Below are 19,965 nucleotides of genomic sequence, written 5' to 3'. Positions count from 1 at the left end.
ACATGACCGAACGCACCTTCTCGATCATCAAGCCGGATGCGACCAAGCGGAACCTGACCGGCCAGATCAACGCCGTGATCGAAGGCGCCGGCCTGCGCATCGTCGCTCAACGCCGCATCCAGATGACCGAAGCTCAGGCCAAGAAGTTCTACGAAGTGCACGCTGAGCGCCCGTTCTACGGCGAGCTGGTTGAAACCATGACCTCGGCGCCGGTCGTCGTGCAGGTCCTGGAAGGCGAAGGCGCCGTCGCGAAGTACCGCGAAGTCATGGGCGCGACCAACCCGGAACAGGCCGCTGACGGCACGATCCGCAAGCTGTTCGCCCTGAACGTCGGCGAAAACTCGGTTCACGGCTCGGACAGCCTGGACAACGCCAAGATCGAAATCGCCCAGTTCTTCACCGACGATCAGATCGTCGGCTGACTTGGGAACGGCTGGGCCTCAGCCGCGTTGAACAAGCGCGGCCACGAGCCCCACTCCGGTCCCCCCAGCGGACCAGCCGCATGACAGGCCCCGTTCGGCGCACGCCGGGCGGGGCCTTCTCTTATCCGGAGTCAGCGAGGACGAACGATCTGGCTCGGTCGCAGGTGCGGCGAATGAAAGCGGTCGTATTTGTCGGCCATCTTCAGGTGCAGCGCGGCATCCAGCAGGCGTTCGCCGCGCAGACCTCTTGGCGGCGGGTCGGCGCTCAACGCGCGCCAGAGGCTGACGGCCTCCCTATGCAAGCGTTCATTGCGGTTCATGCTGTCCATGCCGGTTCGAACAACGCAAGCGCACTGAAGTTCCGCCAGAACTTGGTTAACGATTCGCAAATTCTCGGAAGTTGTATTTGAGTTCGCTCTAGTTTTCGGGCGCGAACACTTAAGCTTGTTCAAGCCGTCGGTGACGTTGCGGCATGGCTTTCCCCTCGGAGAGCTTTCGGCTAGCTGGAGCCGGACCTTGTGCGTTGGTGGAGGCGGGCTTGAGCGGAACGGAGAATTTTCCTGAGATCCGTGAGGCCGTGCGCAAGCTGTGCGCCCAGTTTCCCGGCGAATACTGGCGCGAGCGTGATCGCGAGCGCGCCTATCCCAAGGAGTTCGTAGCCGCGCTGACCGAGGCGGGGTTCCTGTCGGTCCTGATCCCGGAGACCTACGGCGGGTCCGGGCTTGGCCTGGCCGCCGCGACGGCCGTTCTCGAGGAAGTCCATCGCTCGGGCTGCAACGGCGGCGCCTGCCACGCCCAGATGTACACCATGGGCACGATCCTCAAGCACGGCAGCGAGGCCCAGAAGCAGGCCTACCTGCCGAAGATCGCATCCGGGGAACTGCGCCTGCAGGCCTTCGGCGTCACTGAGCCGACGGCGGGGACCGACACGACGCGCATCTCCACCTTCGCGCGACGCGAGGGCGACCATTACGTGGTGAGCGGGCAGAAGCTCTGGATCAGCCGCGCCGAGCATTCCGATCTGATGGTGCTGCTGTGCCGCACGACGGCGCGCGAGGATGCGGCCAAGCCTTCCGACGGGATGAGCGTCCTGCTCGTTGATCTGCGCGAGGCGGTCGGCAACGGCCTGACCATCCGCCCCGTGAGGACCATGCTCAATCATGCCACGACGGAGCTGTTTTTTGACGGCTTGCGGGTTCCGGCGGCGAACCTGGTCGGCGAGGAGGGCAAGGGATTCCGCTACATCCTCGACGGGATGAACGCCGAGCGCATTCTGATCGCTTCGGAATGCATCGGCGACGGACGCTTCTTTGTGGACCGCGCCAGCCGCTACGCCACCGAGCGAGAGGTCTTCGGCCGGCCGATCGGCCAGAACCAGGGCGTCCAGTTCCCGATCGCCCGGGCGCACGTCCAGGTGACCGCCGCCGCGCTGATGGTCGACAAGGCCGCGGCGATGTTCGACGCGGGCCAGCCCTGCGGCACCGAAGCCAACATGGCCAAGATGCTGGCTTCGGAGGCCTCGTGGTTCGCGGCCGATACGGCGATCCAGACCCACGGCGGCTTCGGCTTCGCCGAGGACTACGACATCGAACGCAAGTTCCGCGAGACCCGACTCTACCAGGTGGCTCCGATCTCCACGAACCTGATCCTCAGCCACGTGGGCACCCACGTGCTGGGCATGCCGAAATCGTTTTGAGGGCCGCGGGATGTACGATCTTCTGAAGGGCCTGCGCGTGGTCGAAGGTTCGGCTTTCGTCGCCGGACCGACCTGCGGGCTCTATCTGGCGCAACTGGGCGCTGAGGTTATCCGGTTCGACAACATCGGCGGCGGCCCGGACTTTCGCCGCTGGCCGCTCAGCGAAGGCGGCGAGAGCCTCTATTGGGAAGGGCTGAACAAGGCCAAGAAGTCCATCGCCATCGATCTGTCCCGGCCCGAGGGCCGCGAACTGGCGGCGCGGCTGGCTGCCGCCCCGGGCGAGGAGGGCGGTGTTTTCGTCACCAACTTTCCGGTCGAAGGCTTTCTATCCTATGAGAAATTGAGCGCGGTGAGACCCGATCTGATCTGCGCGCGGGTGATGGGCTGGGCCGATGGCGGCCCGGCCGTCGATTACACCGTCAACAGCGCGGTCGGCGTGCCGATGCTGAATGGCTTCCCGGAAGAGCCACGGCCTGTGAACAACGTCCTGCCGGCTTGGGACCTGCTGACCGGCGCCTATGCGGCGTTCGCCCTGGTCTCGGCGCTGCACGCCCGTCAGAGGGACGGCAAGGGGCGCGAGATCCGCATCCCGCTGTCGGACATCGCCGGCACGACCATGGCCAACCTCGGCTATCTCGCCGAGAGCCTCGGCGGTCAGGACCGGCAGCGGATGGGCAACGACCTGTTCGGCGCCTTCGGCCGCGACTTCCTGCTGAAGGGCGGCCAACGGATCATGCTGGTGGCCATCACGCCGCGGCAGTGGAAGGGGCTGACCCAGGTCCTGGAGATCGAAGGGCCGGTCGCCGCCCTTGAAGCCGAGCTCGGCGTCAGTTTCGCCGCCGACGAGGGCCTGCGCTTCGATCACCGCGCACGGCTGTTTCCGCTGTTCGAGGCGGCGTTCGCCCGCAAGAGCCTGGCCGAGCTGAAGCCCGCCTTCGACAAGGAAGGGGTCTGCTGGGGGCCATATCAGCCGATGAGCGCGGCGGCGGAGGACCCGCGGCTGATCAAGGGCAACCCGATCTTCGCCGAGGCGACCCATCCCAGCGGCCGGACCTATCCGACAGCGGGCTTTGCCGGGACCATTCCCCAGGAGGAGCGGCGGCCGGCCGGCGGCGCTGCGCGCCTTGGCCAGCACACCGACGAAGTCTTGGCCGAGGTGCTTGGAATGTCGGGCGGAGAGATCGCCAGATTGCATGACGCCGGCGTCGTGGCCGGACCGGAGGGACGATGAGCAGTACGATCGAGGTCAGTGAGCCGTCTCCAGGGGTCAAGGTCGTCACCCTCAGCCGGCCGGACGCCGCCAATGCGCTGAACACCGCCATGGGCGAGGAGCTGCTCGCGCTCTGGACCGCGCTCGCCAAGGATGCCTCGGTGCGGGTGGCGGTGCTGACAGGCGCGGGCCGGTTCTTCTGCGCCGGCGCCGACCTGAAAGAACGCGACGGCATGAGCGACCAGGCCTGGTCCGATCAGCACGTCATGTTCGAGGCGATGATCCGCGCGCAACTGTCCTGTCCGTTCCCGATCATCGCGGCGGTCAACGGCGCAGCCATGGGCGGCGGCTGTGAGATGGCGCTGGCTTGCGATTTTGCCTGGGCCTCGCAGACGGCGCGGCTCGGCCTGCCGGAAGTGGGGCTTGGCATCATTCCGGGGCTCGGCGGCACCCAGTACATTGTCCGCGCCGCTGGCGAGCGCCGGGCGGCCGAGCTCTTGATGTCCGGTCTGCCGATCGATGCGGCCCAGGCGCTGGACTTTGGCCTGGTCAATCATGTGGTTCCACCCGACGAACTCATGCCGCAGGTGCTGGAGCGCGCACGGGTGATCGCCGGCAAGGCGCCTTTGTCGGTCAAGGCCCTCAAGAAGGTTGTCCGCGGCGGGGCGGCCTTGCCCTTGGACAAGGCCATGGCGCTGGAACTGGTCGAGTACAACCGCCTGTTCAAGACCAAGGATCGCCGCGAGGGCGTAGCGGCCTTCAATCAGAAGCGCACGGCGGTGTTCAAGGGGGAGTAGCTCCCCCTTGATCTCCCTAGGCGGCCGCGAGCTCGCCGCAGACGAAAGCGTCCTCGCCGGCGTGCAGCAGGCCATCCAGAACGTCGGGCAGATCGTGCGGAGCGACGATCAGGATCAGGCCGACGCCGCAGTTGAAGGTGCGGCGCATCTCGTGCTCGGCGACGCCGCCGACCTCGGACAGCCACTGGAAGACGGGCGGCATGGTCCAGGCGTTCCAGTCGAACTTCGGGACCAGGCCCTCGGCGATGGCGCGGGGCGGGTTCTCGATCAAACCGCCGCCGGTGATGTGGGCGCAGCCCTTGATGCGGCCCTTCTTGATCTGGGGCAGCACGCTCTTGATGTAGATCTTGGTCGGCGCCATCAGCGCCTGGGCCAGGGTCTTGCCTTCCTCGAACGGGGCCGGCGCGTCCCAGGCCAGGCCGGAGCGTTCGACGATCCGGCGGACCAGCGAGTAGCCGTTGGAATGCGGGCCGGACGAGCCGAGGCCGATCAGGATGTCGCCGGGCTGCTGGGCGTCCAGCTTGGGTAGCACGCCGCCGCGATCGACCGCGCCGACGCAGAAGCCGGCCAGGTCGTAGTCGCCTTCCGAGTACATGCCCGGCATTTCAGCGGTTTCGCCGCCGACCAGCGCCGCGCCGGCCTGGGTGCAGCCTTCGGCGATGCCGGCGACCACGCGCGCGGCGGCGTCGACGTCCAGCTTCCCGGTCGCGAAGTAGTCCAGGAACATCAGCGGCTCGGCGCCTTGGGCCAACAGGTCGTTGACGCACATGGCGACGAGGTCGATCCCGACGGTGTCGTGCTGGTCGGTGTCGATGGCGATCTTCAGCTTGGTGCCGACGCCGTCGGTCGTCGTGACCAGCAGCGGGTCCTCGTAACCGGCCGCCTTCAGATCGAACAGCGCGCCGAAGCCTCCAAGCGCCGCATCGGCGCCGGGACGACGCGTCGCCTTGGCCAGAGGCTTGATACGCTCTATCAGGGCGTTTCCGGCATCGATGTCGACGCCGGCCTGGGCGTAGGTGAGGCCATTGGGCCGGTCGGTCATGTGACGCCTTTGGTGCTAGGACGACTAGAAATTGGCCGCTGCGCGCATCGGGCGCTTGCAGACTCGGCCCTGCGCGAGCGTATAGCTACTTGATGACGCCGATTACAACTACCGCCGACCTCCAGGCGTTCTGCGACAAGATCAAAGACCAGCCTTTCGTCGCCGTGGACACCGAGTTCATGCGCGAGACGACCTACTGGCCGAAGCTGTGCCTGATCCAGGCCGCCGCGCCGAACGCCGAGGCTGTGATCGACCCGCTGGCCGACGGCATCGACCTGGAGCCGTTCCTGGAGATTCTGCGCGATCCGAAGATCGAGAAGGTCTTTCACGCCGCGCGCCAGGATGTTGAAATCTTCAACAACCTCAATGCGATGCCGACGCCGCTGTTCGATACCCAGGTGGCCGGCATGGCCGCCGGGTTCGGCGAGCAGATCGCCTATGACGCCCTGGTCCGCCAGATGCTCAAGGTCGAAATCGACAAGTCGTCGCGCTTCACCGATTGGGCGCGGCGGCCGCTGACCGACGCCCAGCTGGTCTACGCCGTGGGCGATGTGACGCACCTGGCCAAGCTCTATCCGATGCTGCGAGCCCGCCTGGAGAAGGACGGTCGCCTGGCTTGGGTGGTCGACGAGATGCGCAGCCTGACCGATCCGACGATGTACGACGTCAGCCCGGAAAACGCCTGGAAGCGGCTTCGTCCCCGCCGGCACACGGCCAAGTATCTGGCGATCTTCAAGGCGGTGGCGGCCTGGCGCGAGCGCACCGCCCAGTTGCGCGATCAGCCGCGCGGCCGGATCCTCAAGGACGACGCCATCGATGAAATTGCGACCCAGGCGCCGACCGACGCCGATGGGCTCGACCGACTGCGTTCGGTGCCGAAGGGTTTTTCCGGTTCGCGCTTTGGGCCGGACCTGCTGGCCGCCGTGCGCGAGGCGCTGAAGGATCCCGAGGCCTACGCCCCGGTCATCGAGAAAACCAAGCACCAGCCGTCGCCGGCCGCCGGCGCCGTCGTCGAGCTGCTCAAGGTGCTGCTCAAGGCGCGTTCGGAAGACGCCGGCGTGGCGTCCAAGCTGATCGCCACGGTCTCGGACCTCGAGCAGATCGCCAATGACGACAACGCCAAGACCCAGGCCCTGACCGGCTGGCGGCGCGAGGCGTTCGGCGAGGACGCCTTGCGCCTGAAGCGCGGGGAACTGGCCCTGGTCCTGGACGGCGCCCGCGTGCGCGTCGTCGAGGTGCGACGCGCGCCCAAGGCCAAGGCGACCGAAGCGGCGGAGTAGACGCTCGGCAGGCGCGCCTGCGGCGGGCACGGCGGCGGACGTCGGCCTTCCGACCCAGACGAAGCTGTGGATAACGCCGAAGGCTTGCGGTGTTTGGCGTATCTCGGTTCGTCGACAGCCTTGCCCACCGCTTATCCACCGAACGGCGGTATGTCGGCGTGCGGGCGGGCTTGCGGGGCGGTGGGATCGGCGCGAGGCTGAACTCGTCGAAAGGAAACGCGGCGCGGCGAACCGGGAGACCGGATCGAAAGGCGAGCGGAAGGCTCCAAGAGACGCAGCCGCGGGGCGACCCAAGGCCGCCGATCGAAGGGTCACGACGACAGAGTTGGCCGACCAGAGAAATCTCGCCCGCCAGCGAAGTCGAAGACCTCGAGACCTTCAAGCCTGGCTTGGAATGAGAAGGCGACGCGGCGGGAAACCACTGCGCCGCCTTCTTGCTATTGGGCGTCCTGCTGGCCGGTCTCGGTGATCGCGCCATAGACCAGCGGATAGGAAATCGAACGGACGTCCGGCGTGTCGCGGCCAGGGATGGAGCCGTTCAGGTTCTGGATCATGCCGACGAAAACGAGGTCGTTGGTCGGGTCGATCCAGAACCAGGTGCCGAATGCGCCGCCCCAGTAGTAGCTGTCCTGGCCCTGCAGGGTCCCGGCCTTGGCCGGATCGAGGATGACCGCGAAATCCATGCCGAAGCCGACGCCCTGCATGCTGGGCCCGTAGAGGTCGACCAGCACGCCGTCCTTCAGGACGTTCTGGCGCATCAGCTTGACGGTGTCGGGCCTCAGGATGCGTGCGCCGTCCAATTCCCCGCCGTTGACCAGCATCTGCGAGAACCGCCAGTAGTCCTCGGTGGTCGAGAACAGGCCGCCGGACCCGGACAGCAAGGCCGGCTTTACCGAGGGGTCGAACGGGTTGGGCGGAGCGATCAGCTTCTTCGTCGCGTCATAGGTGTGGATCGAGGCCACCCGCGAGAGGCTGGCGGGCGCGACCGCAAAGCCGGTGTCGGTCATCTTCAACGGTGCGAAGATCCGCCGCTGGAAGAAGACATCCAGCGGCTGGCCCGACAGCTTCTCGACGATGTAGCCCTGGATGTTGACGCTGGGGCCGTAGCGCCAGTCCGTGCCCGGTTGGGTCGCCAGCGGCAGCTTAGCCAGCTTGTCGATCATCGCCTGCAGGGGCTGATTGCGGTCCGTGACGTCAGGGGCGTATCCACCGGAAACGTCGAAGCCCGCCGTATGGCTCATCAACTCGCGCATGGTCATCGGATGAGTCTGCGCGACTAGGGTCCCGTCCGGTCCCTTGACCATCAGGTCGGCGAACTCGGGAATATGCTTGGCGACCGGATCGTCCAGCTTCCACTTGCCCTCTTCGTAGAGGATCATCATCGCCACGCCGGTGACCGGCTTGGTCATCGAGGCGATGCGGAAGATCGTGTCGCGCTTCATCGGCGCGCCTGTGTTGACGTCCTGCACGCCGTAGGCGTCGAAGTGAACCACCTTGCCGTGGCGGGCGACCAGGGTGGTCACGCCGGCCAACCGCCCCTCGTCGACCAGGCCGTGGAAGTTCTTGTCGAGGGTTGCGAGGCCGTCCGTGGACATTCCCGCCTCGGTCGGGTTCGCAAGTTTGACCTCGGCGAAGGCCGGACCCGCAACGATGGCCGCCGAAGCCAGCAACCCATAGAGCAGACCCTTGCGCGTAATGCTCATGACGTTTCCCCCCTGGAGATTCTTGTTGCGCGAATTCTAGGGGGAGGTACGCCGGTGTGGCTAGGGGCGATGGCTCAGTTAGAGCCCGAGCGCCTCGCGCATCACCCGGTTGACGCCGGGTTGGTCCATCAGGCCGCGGATTTTCGAGGCCCCGGGACCCCGGGCATAGGCCGCGACATCCTCGCCGGTGTGCGCCGCGCTCGGCAGCGGCACAGCCGCGTAGGTGAGGCGGTCCGGATCGTCGATGTCGCTCTTGCCGGGCACGGGGCGCGGCTCGCCGGCGGCCGGGGCGCCTGGGCCGGTGGCGTACATCAGGATCGGCACCATGCGGCCGTCGAGCGCCACCGGCGGGTCGTCGTCATTGCCCTGCAGGACGCCGAGGATGGAGGTGTCGCGGGCCCCGCCGTTGATCGTCAGGCCGTGGCTGTGGTCTGCGGTGACGACGATCAGGGTGTCGTTCGGATCGGTCATCGCTGCGGCCGCGGCGATCGCCTTGGCGAATTCGACCGTCTCGCTCAAGGCCTCGCCGGCCAGGCTGACGTGGTGCGCCTTGTCGATCAGCGCGCCCTCGACCATCAGGAAATAGCCCTTCTTGTTTCGGGCCAGCCGTTCGATCGCCTGGCTGGTCATTTGCGACAGGGTCGGGGCGTCGGTTCCAGTCGCCAGGCGGGCGCTGTCGCGCATCATGTTGTTCGGGGCGAATAGACCCAGCAGCGGGGCGTCGGTCTTGGGGGCGGCGGCCAGCTCGCTTGCCGTTTGGACATAGAGCCCGCCGGCCTGCCGCCATTCGGCGGTCAGGTCGCGACCGTCCATCCGCTTGCCGTCGTCCGCGACGAAGTTGGCCTGGCCGCCGCCGAGCATGACGTCGAAGCGTTTTGATTTGGGGACGTCCAGCATCTGGCGGGCGATGTCCGTGCAGCCGCCGCTGACGGCCTCCGGCGGCAGGTCGGCGTCCGATTGCCAGCGGCGCGAAGGGGTGTGGGCATAGAGCGAGGCCGGGGTCGCGTCGGTGATCGCGGCGGTCGTCACGACGCCCACCGCCAGTCCGGCCTGCTTGGCTTGCTCGGCCAGCGTCGGGGCTGATTGTCCCTTGGTCGAGGCGCAGTCGGCGAACCTGATCTGGTCGGTGACGCCGAGCGCTCCGTTCAGCGTCCGGCGCCCGGTTAACAGGGCCGACGCACCTGCGGCCGAGTCGGTGACCAGGCTGTCGGCGGAATAGGTGCGCACTAGCGCCAGGTCCGGAAAGCGCTCGAAGGAAAGCAGGTTGGAGGCGCCGTCGACGCCGCGCTTCTGGCCGTCATAGATCCGCGCCGCGGTCAGGGTGGAGACCCCCATGCCGTCGCCGATGAAGAGGATGACGTTCTTGGCCCGCTCGGCGGCCGAGGCCGGTCCGCTCGCCAAGGCCAAGGCGCAAAGTCCCGCCGCCAACTTGCCGCCGATCTTCGCCAAAGTTCACGCCCTCCATACAGATGGGCGTCCTCTTGGCGGTGATTGGCTACAGCGGCATGACGCGCCGATGACAGCTTGGTGTCGGTTGGCGTCAGCCGACCTGCAGCTTCAACCGAAGGGCCTGGGCCAGCGCCTGCGCGCGCTTGGTCGTCTGCTCGCCGAGCAGCATGTCGCCCCAGCCCTCCTGGGCCGAAAGCGACAGCCGGTCGCCCTCGATCGCGAGGGTCGAGCGGGGCAGCAGGCTGGCGTTGCGGCCCGAGAGGTCGCAGCCGAGGCGGATCGCCGAGCCGAGCGCCCGGGCCCGCTGGCGGCGTTCCGTCGACAGCACCTTGGCGACGGTCTGCGGGTCGGGAGTGCTAGGCGCCGACGAATGCCGAGCAAAGGCGGCGCTGGCGAGGAACGCCCGCTCGGGGTGGTTCATGCCGGCGATCGGCGCGCGCAGAACCTGCTCGAAGGCCAGCTCGCCGCGATGGTCGGGGTGCAGCCGCGCGCCTAGATCGGCCAGCCGGCAGGCCGCTGCGATCAGGGTCGGCTCACGGGCGCCGAACACGGGGGGCAGTTGGGCGAAGGCCGGCTGCAGCCACCTGTGAAGCGCAGCGCCGAGGTCCGCGGAAAGGCCGCGCACCGTGGTCAGCGCTTCGCAGCCCTCGATTAGCGGATCGCGCGCGGCCTCTTCCGGCGGCATGGCCTCCAGCAGCAGGCCTTCGCGCAGGCCGTAGGCTGAAATCACGATGCGTTCGATGCCGAGACGTTCGATCAGGGCGTCGAGCACCAGGGCGGAATAGGGCAGGGTGTCGAAGCGCTTCTTGGACAGCCCCTGCATCCGCTCCAGGCTGCCCTTGGATTGCCGGGCGACGAAGCGAGCGACATCGACGGCGTCGGAACGGTTCATTTCGTACTGGTGGGCGACGCGAAGCGGGTAGTCGGCCATCTCCATGTGGAGGAGCGCCAGGTTCCGCCAGGCGCCGCCGACGGCGTGGAATTCGCGCGAACGGAAGGCCAGGCCCGCGCCGTCGATCCGCTGGTCGATGATCTTTCGGACCTTGTCGAGGTCCAGCGGACGGGGTGCGCCGAGCGCGAACGGTCCGAGTCGCAAGGTGATCCCGTCGCGGGGGGCGGCGGGGTCCAGATGGACGAGTTCGAGGCTTGAGCCGCCAAGGTCGCCGACGACCCCGGCGGCGTCCGGCTGGCCGGCGACCACGCCGAGCGCGGCGTAGCGCGCCTCCTCTGCGCCGGAAACCACCCGCAGCCGCAGGCCGGTCTCCATCTCGACGCGGGCCAGGAAGGCCGGGCCGTCCGAAGCTTCGCGAACGGCGGCGGTCGCCACCGCGAAGATGTCGGCCCGGTTCCAGCCGCTCAGCGCGGCTCGGAACCGGCGCAGCGCGACCATCGCGGTCTCGACGCCTTCCGGCGACAGTCGGCCGGTGGCGGGCAGATCGCGGCCCAAGCCGGCGAGGGCCTTTTCGTTGAAGACGGTCCAGATCGCCCGCCCTTCCAGGCGGTAGATGACCAGGCGCACTGAGTTTGAGCCGACGTCGATGACGGCGGTCTGGCGCGAACTCGGATCCTGAAACGCGTCAGCCCCAGGGTCGCCTTGGAAAGCCCGGCTATCCGCGCGGGGCCACATGATCAATCGCGCGCGGCATGTCCTTCACCTTCTGCCCCCGGCCCGACAGGCTGGGATTGGTCATGAAGTACTCGTGCGCGGAGAAGGCGCCCGGGTGGTCCCATGATGGGTCCCGGGTATAGCGGCCGTCCGCGTCGAGCGTCCAGCTTTGCGCTTCATCCTTCAGATTGGCCACCATGATTTGCTGCAGCACCTGCTGGTGGACTGTCGGGTTCTCGACAGGCGTCAGGCATTCCACACGTCGATCGAGGTTACGGGGCATCCAGTCGGCTGACGAGATGAACACCCGGTTCTCGGCCGAGGGCATCGCCGCGCCGTTGGCGAAGGCGACGATTCTGGCATGTTCCAGGAATCGTCCGACGATCGACTTAACCCGGATATTCTCCGAGAGGCCGGGAACGCCTGGGCGCAGGCAACAGATGCCGCGGATCACCAGGTCGATGGACACCCCGGCCTGGCTCGCCTCGTAGAGGGCGTCGATGATCACCGGGTCGACCAGCGAGTTCAGCTTGGCCCAGATGCCGGCCGGCTTGCCGGCGCGGGCCGCCTGGACCTCGCGCATGATGAAGGTGAGCAAGTCGGCCTTCATGGTCAGCGGCGAGGGTGACAGCTTTTCCAGGTGCTCGGGCCTGGCGTAACCGGTGATGAAGTTGAACACCTTGGCGCTGTCGCGGCCCAACGCCGGATCGCAGGTGAACAGCGACAGGTCGGTGTAGATGCGCGCGGTGACCGGGTGGTAGTTGCCGGTCCCGAAGTGGCAGTAGGTGCGCAACTGGTCGCCTTCCTTGCGCACGACCATCGAGAGCTTGGCGTGGGTCTTGTACTCCACGAAGCCGAACACGACGTGCACGCCGGCGCGCTCCAGGTCGCGCGCCCACTTCAGGTTGGCCTCCTCGTCGAAGCGCGCCTTGATCTCGACCAGGGCGGTGACGTTCTTGCCGTTCTCGGCGGCCTCGATCAGCGCCGCGACGATCGGGCTGTCGGACGAGGTCCGGTACAGGGTCTGTTTGATCGCCAGCACGTTCGGATCCCGGGCGGCCTGGCGGATGAACTGGATCACCACGTCGAAGCTCTCGAACGGGTGGTGGACCAGGATGTCCTTGGCGCGGATGGCGGCGAAGCAGTCGCCGCCATAGTCGCGGATTCGCTCGGGGAACCGCGCCTCGAACGGCTTGAACTTCAGGTCCGGTCGGTTCGATGGGATCAACTGCGACAGCTCGTCCAGGCCCAGCAGACCGTCGATGAGGATGATGTCCTCTTCCTTGGCGTGCAGGTTTTCGACGATGAAAGTCCGCAGATCCGGGGGCATGGCGGCCTCGATCTCGACGCGGACCACCGAACCGAGCCGGCGTTGCTTAAGGCGCACCTCGAACTCGCGCACCAGATCCTCGGCTTCTTCCTCGATCTCCACGTCGCTGTCGCGGATCAGCCGGATGACGCCCAGGGCCTCGATATCGCTGTCCGGGAACAGGTGGTCGAGGAACAGCGCCGTCAGGCTCTCCAGGCTGATGTAGCGGCGCTCTGGGCGCTTGCGACGTGTCGGCGGGGCAGGCAGTTCCCAGAACCGCGCCACCTGGGCCGGGATCGGCACCAGGGCGTAGAGCATGCGGCCGTCCGACTTGCCCTTGAGCTTCAGGACGATCGAGAACGCCAGGTTCGGGATGAAGGGGAATGGATGCGCCGGATCGATGGCCAGCGGCGTCAGCACCGGGAAGACGCGCGACAGGAAGATCCCTTCAAGAGCTTGCTTCTCGGTCGCGCTGACCTCGTCCGACATGACGACCGTCAGGCCTTCGCCGGCCAGCTCCTTGCGCAGGCTGCGCCACTGCGACTGCTGGTCGGCCATCAGGTTGGCGGCCTCGGCGTTGACCCGCAACAGTTGCTCCACCGGCGTCAGGCCGTCCTGCGAGACGACGCGGACGCCTTCGCGGGCCTGGGCCTTCAGGCCGGCGACGCGCACCATGTAGAATTCATCGAGGTTGTTGGCCGAGATCGACAGGAACCGCAGGCGTTCGAGCAGCGGATGGCGGGGGTTTTTGCTCTCGTCGAGCACGCGCTCGTTGAAGGCCAGCCAGGAGAGTTCGCGATTGAAGAAGCGGTCAGGGGAGCCGAACAGCTCCTGATCGAGGGCCAGCGGACTGGCGTCGGCCGGCCGCGGCGAAGGGGCGGCGTAGGTCATCAAGGGCGCTTCCGTAGACATGGGCCGGTTCTGGACCAGCCGGTCGGGTCCCGCAAGTCATCACTCGAAAAGGTCAAGATTCTCCGTATCATCTTCAAGAATCTGTCGCGCAAGCATGCGCGAAATGGGGCGCTGTTCATCATCGGCGGCCTCATCCAGCCGCTTCACGATTTCGCGCGCGCACGGGATCGACCGTTCCATGCGGCGCAGGAGATATGGATAAACCTCCTTGGGCGGGCGAATGCTCCGCTCGCGGAAGAATTTTCTTAGTACGCCCTCCAGCACTTCATCATCAGGTTCCTGGATTTCGGCGACGAACAGCGCGTTGAGGCGCGAGCGCAGGTCGGGGAGCTCGGCGCGCCACGCCGTCGGCGCCTCGCGCGCGGTCAGCAGCAGGCCGGCGCCGTCGCGCCCGGCCATGTTGATCAGGTGGAACAGCGCTTCGTCGTCAACGCCCTGATCGACGTCCTCGATCAGCACCGGGCGTCCGACGGCCGAGGCTACGTCGGGCACGACGCGGTCCATGATCAACGCGCCGACGCGATGCGCCCACTCCCGCGCCAGGTGCGTCTTGCCGCTGCCTGCGGGGCCGAACAGCGCCAGCGCGCCGCCTGGCCAGGCCGGCCAAGCGTCCAGCGTGGCGATGGCCAGGGCGTTGGAAGGGCCGCGAACCAAGTCTTCGCGAGCGTAGGAAGCCGGGCGCCGGAGCCTCAGGCGTAATTGCCGCGTCATGCGCCAGGTCCAGGCAACTGAAACAGAGCCTCAATTTACCAAGACGCTGCGGCGGGGTCGACGCACGCGAAGGGGCGGCCTGGGGATGATTAGCTGAAAATGTGGGCGAAACGGGCCGCGCAGGGGCCGATACGCGGCGTTTCTCAGGTGAACGCCCGAGGCCCATCCGGGGGCGCATTGTCGAGGATCGGCGTCCAAAGCCGGAGATTGCGCCATGCCCGCCGACGAGCAACTGAACCGCACGATCCTGCCCATTCCGGAGCCCAAGCACGTCGGTCTGACGACCTACGACGCTAAGGATCCGGACACCCGCTACCCGCCGATCAGGGCGCTGCAGCCGCCCAAGCAGGCCCCCAACGTCGTGATCTTCCTGGTCGATGACGCTGGCTTCGGCTCCTCGTCCGTGTTCGGCGGGCCGTGCCACACCCCGAACTTCGAGAAGCTGGCCGGCGGCGGGCTCAAGTACATCCGTTTCCACACCACGGCCCTGTGTTCGCCCACGCGCCAGGCGTTGCTGACCGGCCGCAACCACCACTCGGTCGGCATGGGCGCGATCACCGAGATGGGCACGTCGGCTCCCGGCAACAGCGGCGTGCGCCCGAAGGACAAGGCGCCGCTGGCCGAAATCCTAAAGCTCAACGGCTTCTCGACCGCGCAGTTCGGCAAGTGCCACGAGGTCCCGATCTGGGAGGTTTCCCCGATGGGGCCGTTCACCCAGTGGCCGACCGGTTCCGGCTTCGAGCACTTCTACGGCTTCGTCGGCGGCGAGGCGAACCAGTACTATCCGGGTCTGTACGAGGGGACGACGGCGGTGGAGCCGCCGAGAACTCCGGAGGAGGGCTACACCCTCAACGAGGACCTGGCCGACCGCGCAATCACCTGGATCCGCCAGCAGAAGGTGCTGATGCCGGACAAGCCGTTCTTCGTCTACTACGCGCCCGGCGCCACCCACGCGCCGCACCACGTACCGGCGGGGTGGTCCGACAAGTACAAGGGCAAGTTCGACGGCGGCTGGGACAAGCTGCGCGAGGAGACGTTCGCTCGCCAGAAGACGCTCGGCGTCATCGGCAAGGACGCGCAACTCACCAAGCGGCACGAGGAAATCCCTGCCTGGAACGACATGCCGGCGGAGCTCAAGCCCGTCCTGGCCAAGCAGATGGAGATCTATGCCGGCTTCATGGAGCAGACCGACCACGAGATCGGCCGGGTCATCGACGCCATCAATGATCTCGGGGTCATGGACGACACGCTGATCTACCTGATCATCGGCGACAATGGGGCCTCGGCCGAAGGCACGATCAACGGCTGCTTCAATGAGCTCTGCACGCTCAACGGCCTGCCGGGCATCGAGACGCCGGAGTTCCTGCTCAGCAAGATCGACGATTTCGGGACGCCCAAGGCCTACAACCACTATGCCGTCGGCTGGGCGCATGCGCTTTGTGCACCTTACCAGTGGACGAAGCAGATCGCCTCTCACTGGGGCGGCACCCGCAATGGAACGATTGTCCACTGGCCGCGGGTGATCAAGGCCAAGGGCGAGACCCGCGATCAGTTCCACCATGTGATCGACGTCGCCAAGACGGTCCTGGAGGTCTGCGGCTTGCCTGAGCCGACGATCGTCAATTCCATCGCACAGGCGCCGTTCGAAGGCTCCAGCATGGTCTCGACCTTCACCAATCCGAGGGCGGAGGAAATCCACACGGTCCAGTACTTCGAGATTATGGGCAACCGCGGCATCTATCATAAGGGCTGGACGGCCTGCACCCGCCACCGGACCCCGTGGAAGGCCGACGCGCCGCGGCCGTTCGATGAGGACGTCTGGGAGCTCTACGGCCCCGACGACTGGACCCAGTCCAACAACCTGGCGGCCAAGGAACCGAAGAAGCTCGCCGACCTGCAGCGGCTCTGGCTGATCGAGGCGACCAAGTACAATGTGGTGCCGCTGGACGATCGAGGTTTCGAGCGGATCAATCCTGACATCGCCGGACGGCCTCAGATGATCACCGGCGAGAGCCAGCTGCTATTCCCGGGCATGCGGGTTTCTGAGGCCTGCATTCTCACCCTCAAGAACAAGTCCTACGCGGTGACCGCCCAGATCACGGTCCCCGCCGGCGGCGCCGAGGGCGTGATCATCACTCAAGGCGGCGAGGCCGGGGGCTGGGCGCTTTACGCCAAGCAGGGCAAGCTGAAGTGCTGCTTCAACTACTTCGGCATCGAGTACTTCATCATCGCCGCCGATGCCGCCATTCCCCCGGGTGACCATCAGGTGCGGATGGAGTTCAAGTATGACGGCGGCGGTCTTGGAAAGGGGGGCGACCTGACGCTGTTCTATGACGGCAAGCAGGTCGGCAAGGGGCGTGTCGAGAAGACTCAGCCGATGGCCTATTCAGCGGACGAAGCCTGCGATGTCGGCTGCGACACCGGATCGCCGGCGTCCTATGAGTACGGCACGACCGGCAACAGCTTCACCGGCAAGATCGAGTGGGTGCAGATCGACCTCAAGGGAGACGACCACGATCACCTGGTGAGCGCCGAAGAGCGGCTGAAGGTGGCGATGGCCCGCCAGTAGCGACGAGGCGCGGCGACGGGGGGCTCAGGCCTCCGTCGGCCGAACCCGGTCGCGGGCCGACATCAGCGACCAGCCTTCCGGACGCAGCAGCTCGATCGGGGAGAAGCGGACCTTGTAGTCCATCTTCTCGGAGCCCCGGACCCAATAGCCGAGATAGACGTAGGGTATCTGCGTCAGCTTGGCCTGGACGACGTGGTCCAGGATCATGAACGAGCCGAGGCTCCGCCGCGCGAGCGCAGGGTCGTAGAATGAATAGACCAGGCTGAGGCCGTCGTTCATCAGGTCGACCAGCGCGCAGGCGATCAGATCGCCGGGGCCGCCGTCCTTCGAACGCAGCCGATACTCGATGATGTGGGTCCTGACGGCGGTGTCCTCGACCATGGCGACGTAGTCGGGCCAGGTCATCTCGGCCATGCCGCCGTCGGCGTGCCGGGTGGTCAGATAGCGGCGGAGCAGGTCGAACTGCTCCATGGTCGCCTCGGCCTCGACCAGGTGGCGCTCGATGTCTTCGTTGCGCGCCAGCACCTTGCGTTCCGAGCGCGAGAATTCGTAGTCGCGGGCCGGGATTCGGGCCGACACGCAGGCCGAGCAGCTTTCACAGGCCGGGCGGTAGGCGATGTTCTGGGAGCGACGGAAGCCGACCTGGGTCAGGCTGTCGTTGACGCTCGCCCCGTCCGACAGCGGCAGGTGCGCAAAGACTTTCCGCTCGTGGCGGTCCGGCAGGTAAGGGCACGGACTGGGCGCCGTCAGAAAGAACCTGAGCTGTCGCGTCGGAAAGTGCTGCGTCACGGACCGCTCTCGAAACAGTGCGCCTGGACCGATTAGGCGTCATGGGAAGCTCGGGCGCAAGGTCCCATGCGTCAGTGAAGAGAACTCCTCATTGCAGGCCGTGATCCGGGGGCAGGACAGGGGCCTCGCGCAACAGCACGATGGCGATCCGACGGTTTCCGGCCAGGGTCGGATCGTCCGGGTACAGCGGTTCCGAATTGGCCTTGCCCGAAACCTGATAGACGCGATCCGGGTCGACGCCCGAGGCCTGCAGCACACGGCGCGAGGCGTCGGCGCGGCCGGCCGACAGTTGCCAGTCGCCGTCGGCCTTCGCGCCGTTTGGCGACATGCTGGTATGGCCCGAGACGCTGATCCGGTTGGGCAACTGGTTGATGACGCGGGCGACGGCGCGCAGCAGCAGCTTGGCGCGGTCGTTGGGTTCGGTGCGGCCGTTGGCGAACATCGAGCGGCCTTCCTGGTCGACCAGCTGGATGCGCAGCCCCTCGGGCGTGACGTCGATCAGGATGTTCTTCGAAAGCTCGGCCAGTTCAGGCATGTCCTGCAGCGCCTGGCGCAGCGACTGCGCCGCCGAGGCGAAGGCCGCCTGCTCGCGTTGCAGCACCGCTTCGCGCAGGGCTTCGGTCGAGGCCTCGCGGGCCATCTCCTTGGCCGCGTCGGTCTGGGTGCCGTCGTTGGGATTGCGCGACTCAGGCGCCATTTCCTCGACCATCGACTGCGACCCGGCGGCCATCGCCCCGTCGTCGCCCAAGGCGGTGCCGCCGAGGATGCCCCCGGAGCCCGAGGTGCTTTCCGACACGCTGGCCGGCGCGAAATAGTCGGCGATGCCGCGCTTCTGCTCCGGGCTCGTGGTGTTGATCAGCCACATCAGAAGGAAGAAGGCCATCATCGCCGTCACGAAGTCGGCATAGGCCACCTTCCAGGCGCCGCCGTGGTGGGCGTGCCCGTGGCCTTTCTTGACCTTCTTGATCAGGATAGGCGCTTCGCCCATCGCCATGGTGTTCTACCTCGGAAGCCCTGATTTCCCGCCAAACTGCGCGGGAGGCCGTTAAGATGGCGTTGAGCTTAAGAAGGAAGTTGGAATGAAAGTCGCGTTCGTGGGCCTGGGTGTCATGGGCTTTCCGATGGCCGGACATCTGGCTAAGGCGGGCCACGACGTGACGGTGTTCAACCGCAGCCCGCAGAAGGCGCAGGCCTGGGCGGGCCTGCATCCCGGCGCGGCTGCTGCGACCGTGGCCGAGGCCGCCGCGGGCGCGGAGATCGTTTTCCTGTGCGTCGGCAATGACGACGACGTGCGCGGCGTCGTCGCCCAGGCCTTGTCGGCCATGGCGGCAGACGCAATCATCGTCGATCACACCACGACCTCCGCCAAGGTGGCGCGCGAGATGGCGGACTTGGCCGGTCAGGGCGGCCGCTGGTTCGTCGACGCGCCGGTCTCCGGCGGGCAGGCGGGGGCCGAGAACGGCCAGCTGACGGTCATGTGCGGCGGCGATCCGGCCGCCTTCGCCCGGGCCGAACCCGTGATCGCCGCCTTCGCCAAAGCCACCCGCCTGATGGGCGGCCCGGGCGCCGGGCAGCTGACCAAGATGGTCAATCAGATCTGCATCGCCGGCGTCGTCCAGGGCCTGGCCGAAGGCATGCACTTCGCCAAGCGCGCGGGGCTCGACCCGCTGGAGGTCGCCGCGGCGATCTCCAAGGGCGCAGCGCAGTCCTGGCAGATGGACAACCGCTGGACGACCATGGCCGAGAACCGCTTCGACTTCGGCTTCGCGGTCGACTGGATGCGCAAGGACCTGGGCCTGGTGCTCGACGAGGCCCAGGCCAACGGAGCCAGGCTCGACATGACCGCCCTGGTCGACGGCTACTATGGCGAGGTGCAGGAGCTCGGCGGAAATCGTTGGGATACGTCGAGCCTGGTGGCGCGATTGGAGAAGCCGTGATTGAAATTCGGCCGGCGCGGCTGCCGGACGATATTGAGGCGATCGAGGCCATTGATCGTTCGTTTCGGAGCGATACGGCCCTAGCGCCGATCCGCGGGGACCACGGTATCGAGTTTCTTCCTTATGGCGTGGCGGTGGAGAAGGTGCTGCCGCTTGACGACCTGCGGGAAGTCGAACGCGCCTGGGACACGGCCTGGGTCGCTGTTCGCGACGGAACGCCGTGCGGGTTTGCGGCGGTCGGCTTCCAGGAGTGGAATCGACGCCTGGCGCTCTGGCATCTCTATGTGGATGCGTCGGTGCGTGGCCAGGGAGTGGCCCGCCGCCTGATCGACGTGGTGGCGGCGCACGCGCGGGGCCTTGGCGCACGCCATCTCTGGTTGGAGGCGAGCAGCGTGAACACGCCCGCCATAGAGGCGTACAAGGCGCTGGAATTCCAGGTTACGGGCTTTGACCTGACACTCTACGACGGCACCGAGTCGGAGGGGGAATTCGCCCTATTTCTCAGCCGAGCGCTCGAGGATTAGCACGGTCGA

Annotated in this window: 17 protein-coding genes; 8 read left to right on the top strand and 9 right to left on the bottom strand. The window is 66.8% G+C overall.

Going from position 1 to position 19,965, the window contains the following annotated elements; all coding sequences use genetic code 11:
• Positions 1-2 precede the first annotated feature (2 nt).
• On the top strand, positions 3-422 hold the full coding sequence (gene ndk / locus O4N75_RS12665; RefSeq protein WP_267230125.1) for a nucleoside-diphosphate kinase: 420 nt from the start codon (positions 3-5) through the stop codon (positions 420-422).
• A 131-nt stretch (positions 423-553) separates the two neighbouring features.
• Here the strand turns inward: ndk and O4N75_RS12660 are convergent, their stop codons facing one another.
• Positions 554-751: a hypothetical protein gene (locus O4N75_RS12660; RefSeq protein WP_269625896.1), complete on the bottom strand. Its 198-nt coding sequence runs from the start codon at positions 749-751 to the stop codon at positions 554-556.
• A 209-nt stretch (positions 752-960) separates the two neighbouring features.
• Here O4N75_RS12660 and O4N75_RS12655 point away from each other — a divergent pair, with 209 nt between their 5' ends.
• Genes O4N75_RS12655 through O4N75_RS12645 form a run of 3 tightly spaced genes read left to right on the top strand, consistent with a single transcriptional unit; the run spans position 961 to position 4,125 of the window.
• Positions 961-2,118 carry an acyl-CoA dehydrogenase family protein gene (locus O4N75_RS12655; protein WP_269625895.1) on the top strand — a complete coding sequence of 386 codons (1,158 nt, stop codon included), beginning with the start codon at positions 961-963 and terminating at the stop codon, positions 2,116-2,118.
• Positions 2,119-2,128: 10 nt separating this feature from the next.
• Positions 2,129-3,349 (top strand): CoA transferase, encoded by a 1,221-nt coding sequence (locus tag O4N75_RS12650; protein WP_269625894.1) that lies wholly within the window; start codon positions 2,129-2,131, stop codon positions 3,347-3,349.
• The gene (locus O4N75_RS12645; RefSeq protein WP_269625893.1) at positions 3,346-4,125 is read left to right on the top strand and encodes an enoyl-CoA hydratase-related protein; all 780 of its coding nucleotides are present in this window, start codon (positions 3,346-3,348) and stop codon (positions 4,123-4,125) included. The genes O4N75_RS12650 and O4N75_RS12645 overlap by 4 nt, the downstream gene beginning before the upstream one ends.
• 16 nt (positions 4,126-4,141) lie before the next feature.
• Here O4N75_RS12645 and purM read toward each other — a convergent pair whose 3' ends face one another.
• Positions 4,142-5,167: a phosphoribosylformylglycinamidine cyclo-ligase gene (purM, locus tag O4N75_RS12640; protein WP_269625892.1), complete on the bottom strand. Its 1,026-nt coding sequence runs from the start codon at positions 5,165-5,167 to the stop codon at positions 4,142-4,144.
• Positions 5,168-5,259: 92 nt separating this feature from the next.
• Here purM and rnd point away from each other — a divergent pair, with 92 nt between their 5' ends.
• Entirely contained in the window at positions 5,260-6,447 is a 1,188-nt protein-coding gene (gene rnd / locus O4N75_RS12635) for a ribonuclease D (RefSeq protein ID WP_269625891.1), read from the top strand.
• Between the two features lie 437 nt (positions 6,448-6,884).
• Here the strand turns inward: rnd and O4N75_RS12630 are convergent, their stop codons facing one another.
• The 5 genes from O4N75_RS12630 to O4N75_RS12610 all read right to left on the bottom strand — a co-directional run bounded on the left by O4N75_RS12630 (position 6,885) and on the right by O4N75_RS12610 (position 14,137).
• Positions 6,885-8,150 (bottom strand): serine hydrolase domain-containing protein, encoded by a 1,266-nt coding sequence (locus tag O4N75_RS12630; protein WP_269625890.1) that lies wholly within the window; start codon positions 8,148-8,150, stop codon positions 6,885-6,887.
• A 78-nt stretch (positions 8,151-8,228) separates the two neighbouring features.
• Entirely contained in the window at positions 8,229-9,599 is a 1,371-nt protein-coding gene (locus O4N75_RS12625; RefSeq protein WP_269625889.1) for an alkaline phosphatase, read from the bottom strand.
• A 91-nt stretch (positions 9,600-9,690) separates the two neighbouring features.
• A complete protein-coding gene (locus O4N75_RS12620; protein WP_269625888.1) occupies positions 9,691-11,118 on the bottom strand; it encodes a Ppx/GppA phosphatase family protein in 1,428 nt (475 codons plus the stop codon).
• Positions 11,119-11,206: 88 nt separating this feature from the next.
• Positions 11,207-13,426 (bottom strand): RNA degradosome polyphosphate kinase, encoded by a 2,220-nt coding sequence (locus O4N75_RS12615; RefSeq protein WP_269625887.1) that lies wholly within the window; start codon positions 13,424-13,426, stop codon positions 11,207-11,209.
• 39 nt (positions 13,427-13,465) lie between these two features.
• Positions 13,466-14,137, bottom strand: coding sequence for a DnaA/Hda family protein (locus O4N75_RS12610; RefSeq protein ID WP_269625886.1), 672 nt, complete (start codon positions 14,135-14,137; stop codon positions 13,466-13,468).
• 214 nt (positions 14,138-14,351) lie between these two features.
• Between O4N75_RS12610 and O4N75_RS12605 the strand changes: the two genes are divergently transcribed.
• Positions 14,352-16,706: an arylsulfatase gene (locus O4N75_RS12605; protein ID WP_269625885.1), complete on the top strand. Its 2,355-nt coding sequence runs from the start codon at positions 14,352-14,354 to the stop codon at positions 16,704-16,706.
• Positions 16,707-16,730: 24 nt separating this feature from the next.
• Here O4N75_RS12605 and O4N75_RS12600 read toward each other — a convergent pair whose 3' ends face one another.
• Positions 16,731-17,495, bottom strand: a complete 765-nt coding sequence (locus O4N75_RS12600; RefSeq protein WP_269625884.1) for an arginyltransferase — start codon at positions 17,493-17,495, stop codon at positions 16,731-16,733.
• Between the two features lie 88 nt (positions 17,496-17,583).
• Complete coding sequence (locus tag O4N75_RS12595) at positions 17,584-18,489, bottom strand: flagellar motor protein MotB (protein ID WP_269625883.1); 906 nt, start codon at positions 18,487-18,489, stop codon at positions 17,584-17,586.
• Between the two features lie 85 nt (positions 18,490-18,574).
• Here O4N75_RS12595 and O4N75_RS12590 point away from each other — a divergent pair, with 85 nt between their 5' ends.
• Both O4N75_RS12590 and O4N75_RS12585 read left to right on the top strand, forming a co-directional pair.
• A complete protein-coding gene (locus O4N75_RS12590) occupies positions 18,575-19,432 on the top strand; it encodes an NAD(P)-dependent oxidoreductase (protein WP_269625882.1) in 858 nt (285 codons plus the stop codon).
• Positions 19,429-19,956: a GNAT family N-acetyltransferase gene (locus O4N75_RS12585; protein ID WP_269625881.1), complete on the top strand. Its 528-nt coding sequence runs from the start codon at positions 19,429-19,431 to the stop codon at positions 19,954-19,956. The genes O4N75_RS12590 and O4N75_RS12585 overlap by 4 nt, the downstream gene beginning before the upstream one ends.
• Positions 19,957-19,965 lie beyond the last annotated feature (9 nt).

It is taken from the genome of Phenylobacterium sp. NIBR 498073 (genome assembly GCF_027286305.1).
GTDB lineage: Bacteria > Pseudomonadota > Alphaproteobacteria > Caulobacterales > Caulobacteraceae > Phenylobacterium.
Note: the sequence above shows the minus strand (reverse complement) of the source record. Positions and strands in the feature narration are given on the sequence as shown.

Excerpts from the sequence above, each read along its gene's own strand:
- ndk (WP_267230125.1), top strand. The coding sequence starts at position 3 with ATGACCGAACGCACCTTCTCGATCATCAAGCCGGATGCGACCAAGCGG.
- O4N75_RS12610 (WP_269625886.1), bottom strand. The coding sequence starts at position 14,137 with ATGACGCGGCAATTACGCCTGAGGCTCCGGCGCCCGGCTTCCTACGCT.
- O4N75_RS12605 (WP_269625885.1), top strand. The coding sequence starts at position 14,352 with ATGCCCGCCGACGAGCAACTGAACCGCACGATCCTGCCCATTCCGGAG.
- purM (WP_269625892.1), bottom strand. The coding sequence starts at position 5,167 with ATGACCGACCGGCCCAATGGCCTCACCTACGCCCAGGCCGGCGTCGAC.
- O4N75_RS12645 (WP_269625893.1), top strand. The coding sequence starts at position 3,346 with ATGAGCAGTACGATCGAGGTCAGTGAGCCGTCTCCAGGGGTCAAGGTC.
- O4N75_RS12660 (WP_269625896.1), bottom strand. The coding sequence starts at position 751 with ATGGACAGCATGAACCGCAATGAACGCTTGCATAGGGAGGCCGTCAGC.
- O4N75_RS12590 (WP_269625882.1), top strand. The coding sequence starts at position 18,575 with ATGAAAGTCGCGTTCGTGGGCCTGGGTGTCATGGGCTTTCCGATGGCC.
- O4N75_RS12630 (WP_269625890.1), bottom strand. The coding sequence starts at position 8,150 with ATGAGCATTACGCGCAAGGGTCTGCTCTATGGGTTGCTGGCTTCGGCG.
- O4N75_RS12615 (WP_269625887.1), bottom strand. The coding sequence starts at position 13,426 with ATGTCTACGGAAGCGCCCTTGATGACCTACGCCGCCCCTTCGCCGCGG.
- rnd (WP_269625891.1), top strand. The coding sequence starts at position 5,260 with ATGACGCCGATTACAACTACCGCCGACCTCCAGGCGTTCTGCGACAAG.
- O4N75_RS12595 (WP_269625883.1), bottom strand. The coding sequence starts at position 18,489 with ATGGCGATGGGCGAAGCGCCTATCCTGATCAAGAAGGTCAAGAAAGGC.
- O4N75_RS12650 (WP_269625894.1), top strand. The coding sequence starts at position 2,129 with ATGTACGATCTTCTGAAGGGCCTGCGCGTGGTCGAAGGTTCGGCTTTC.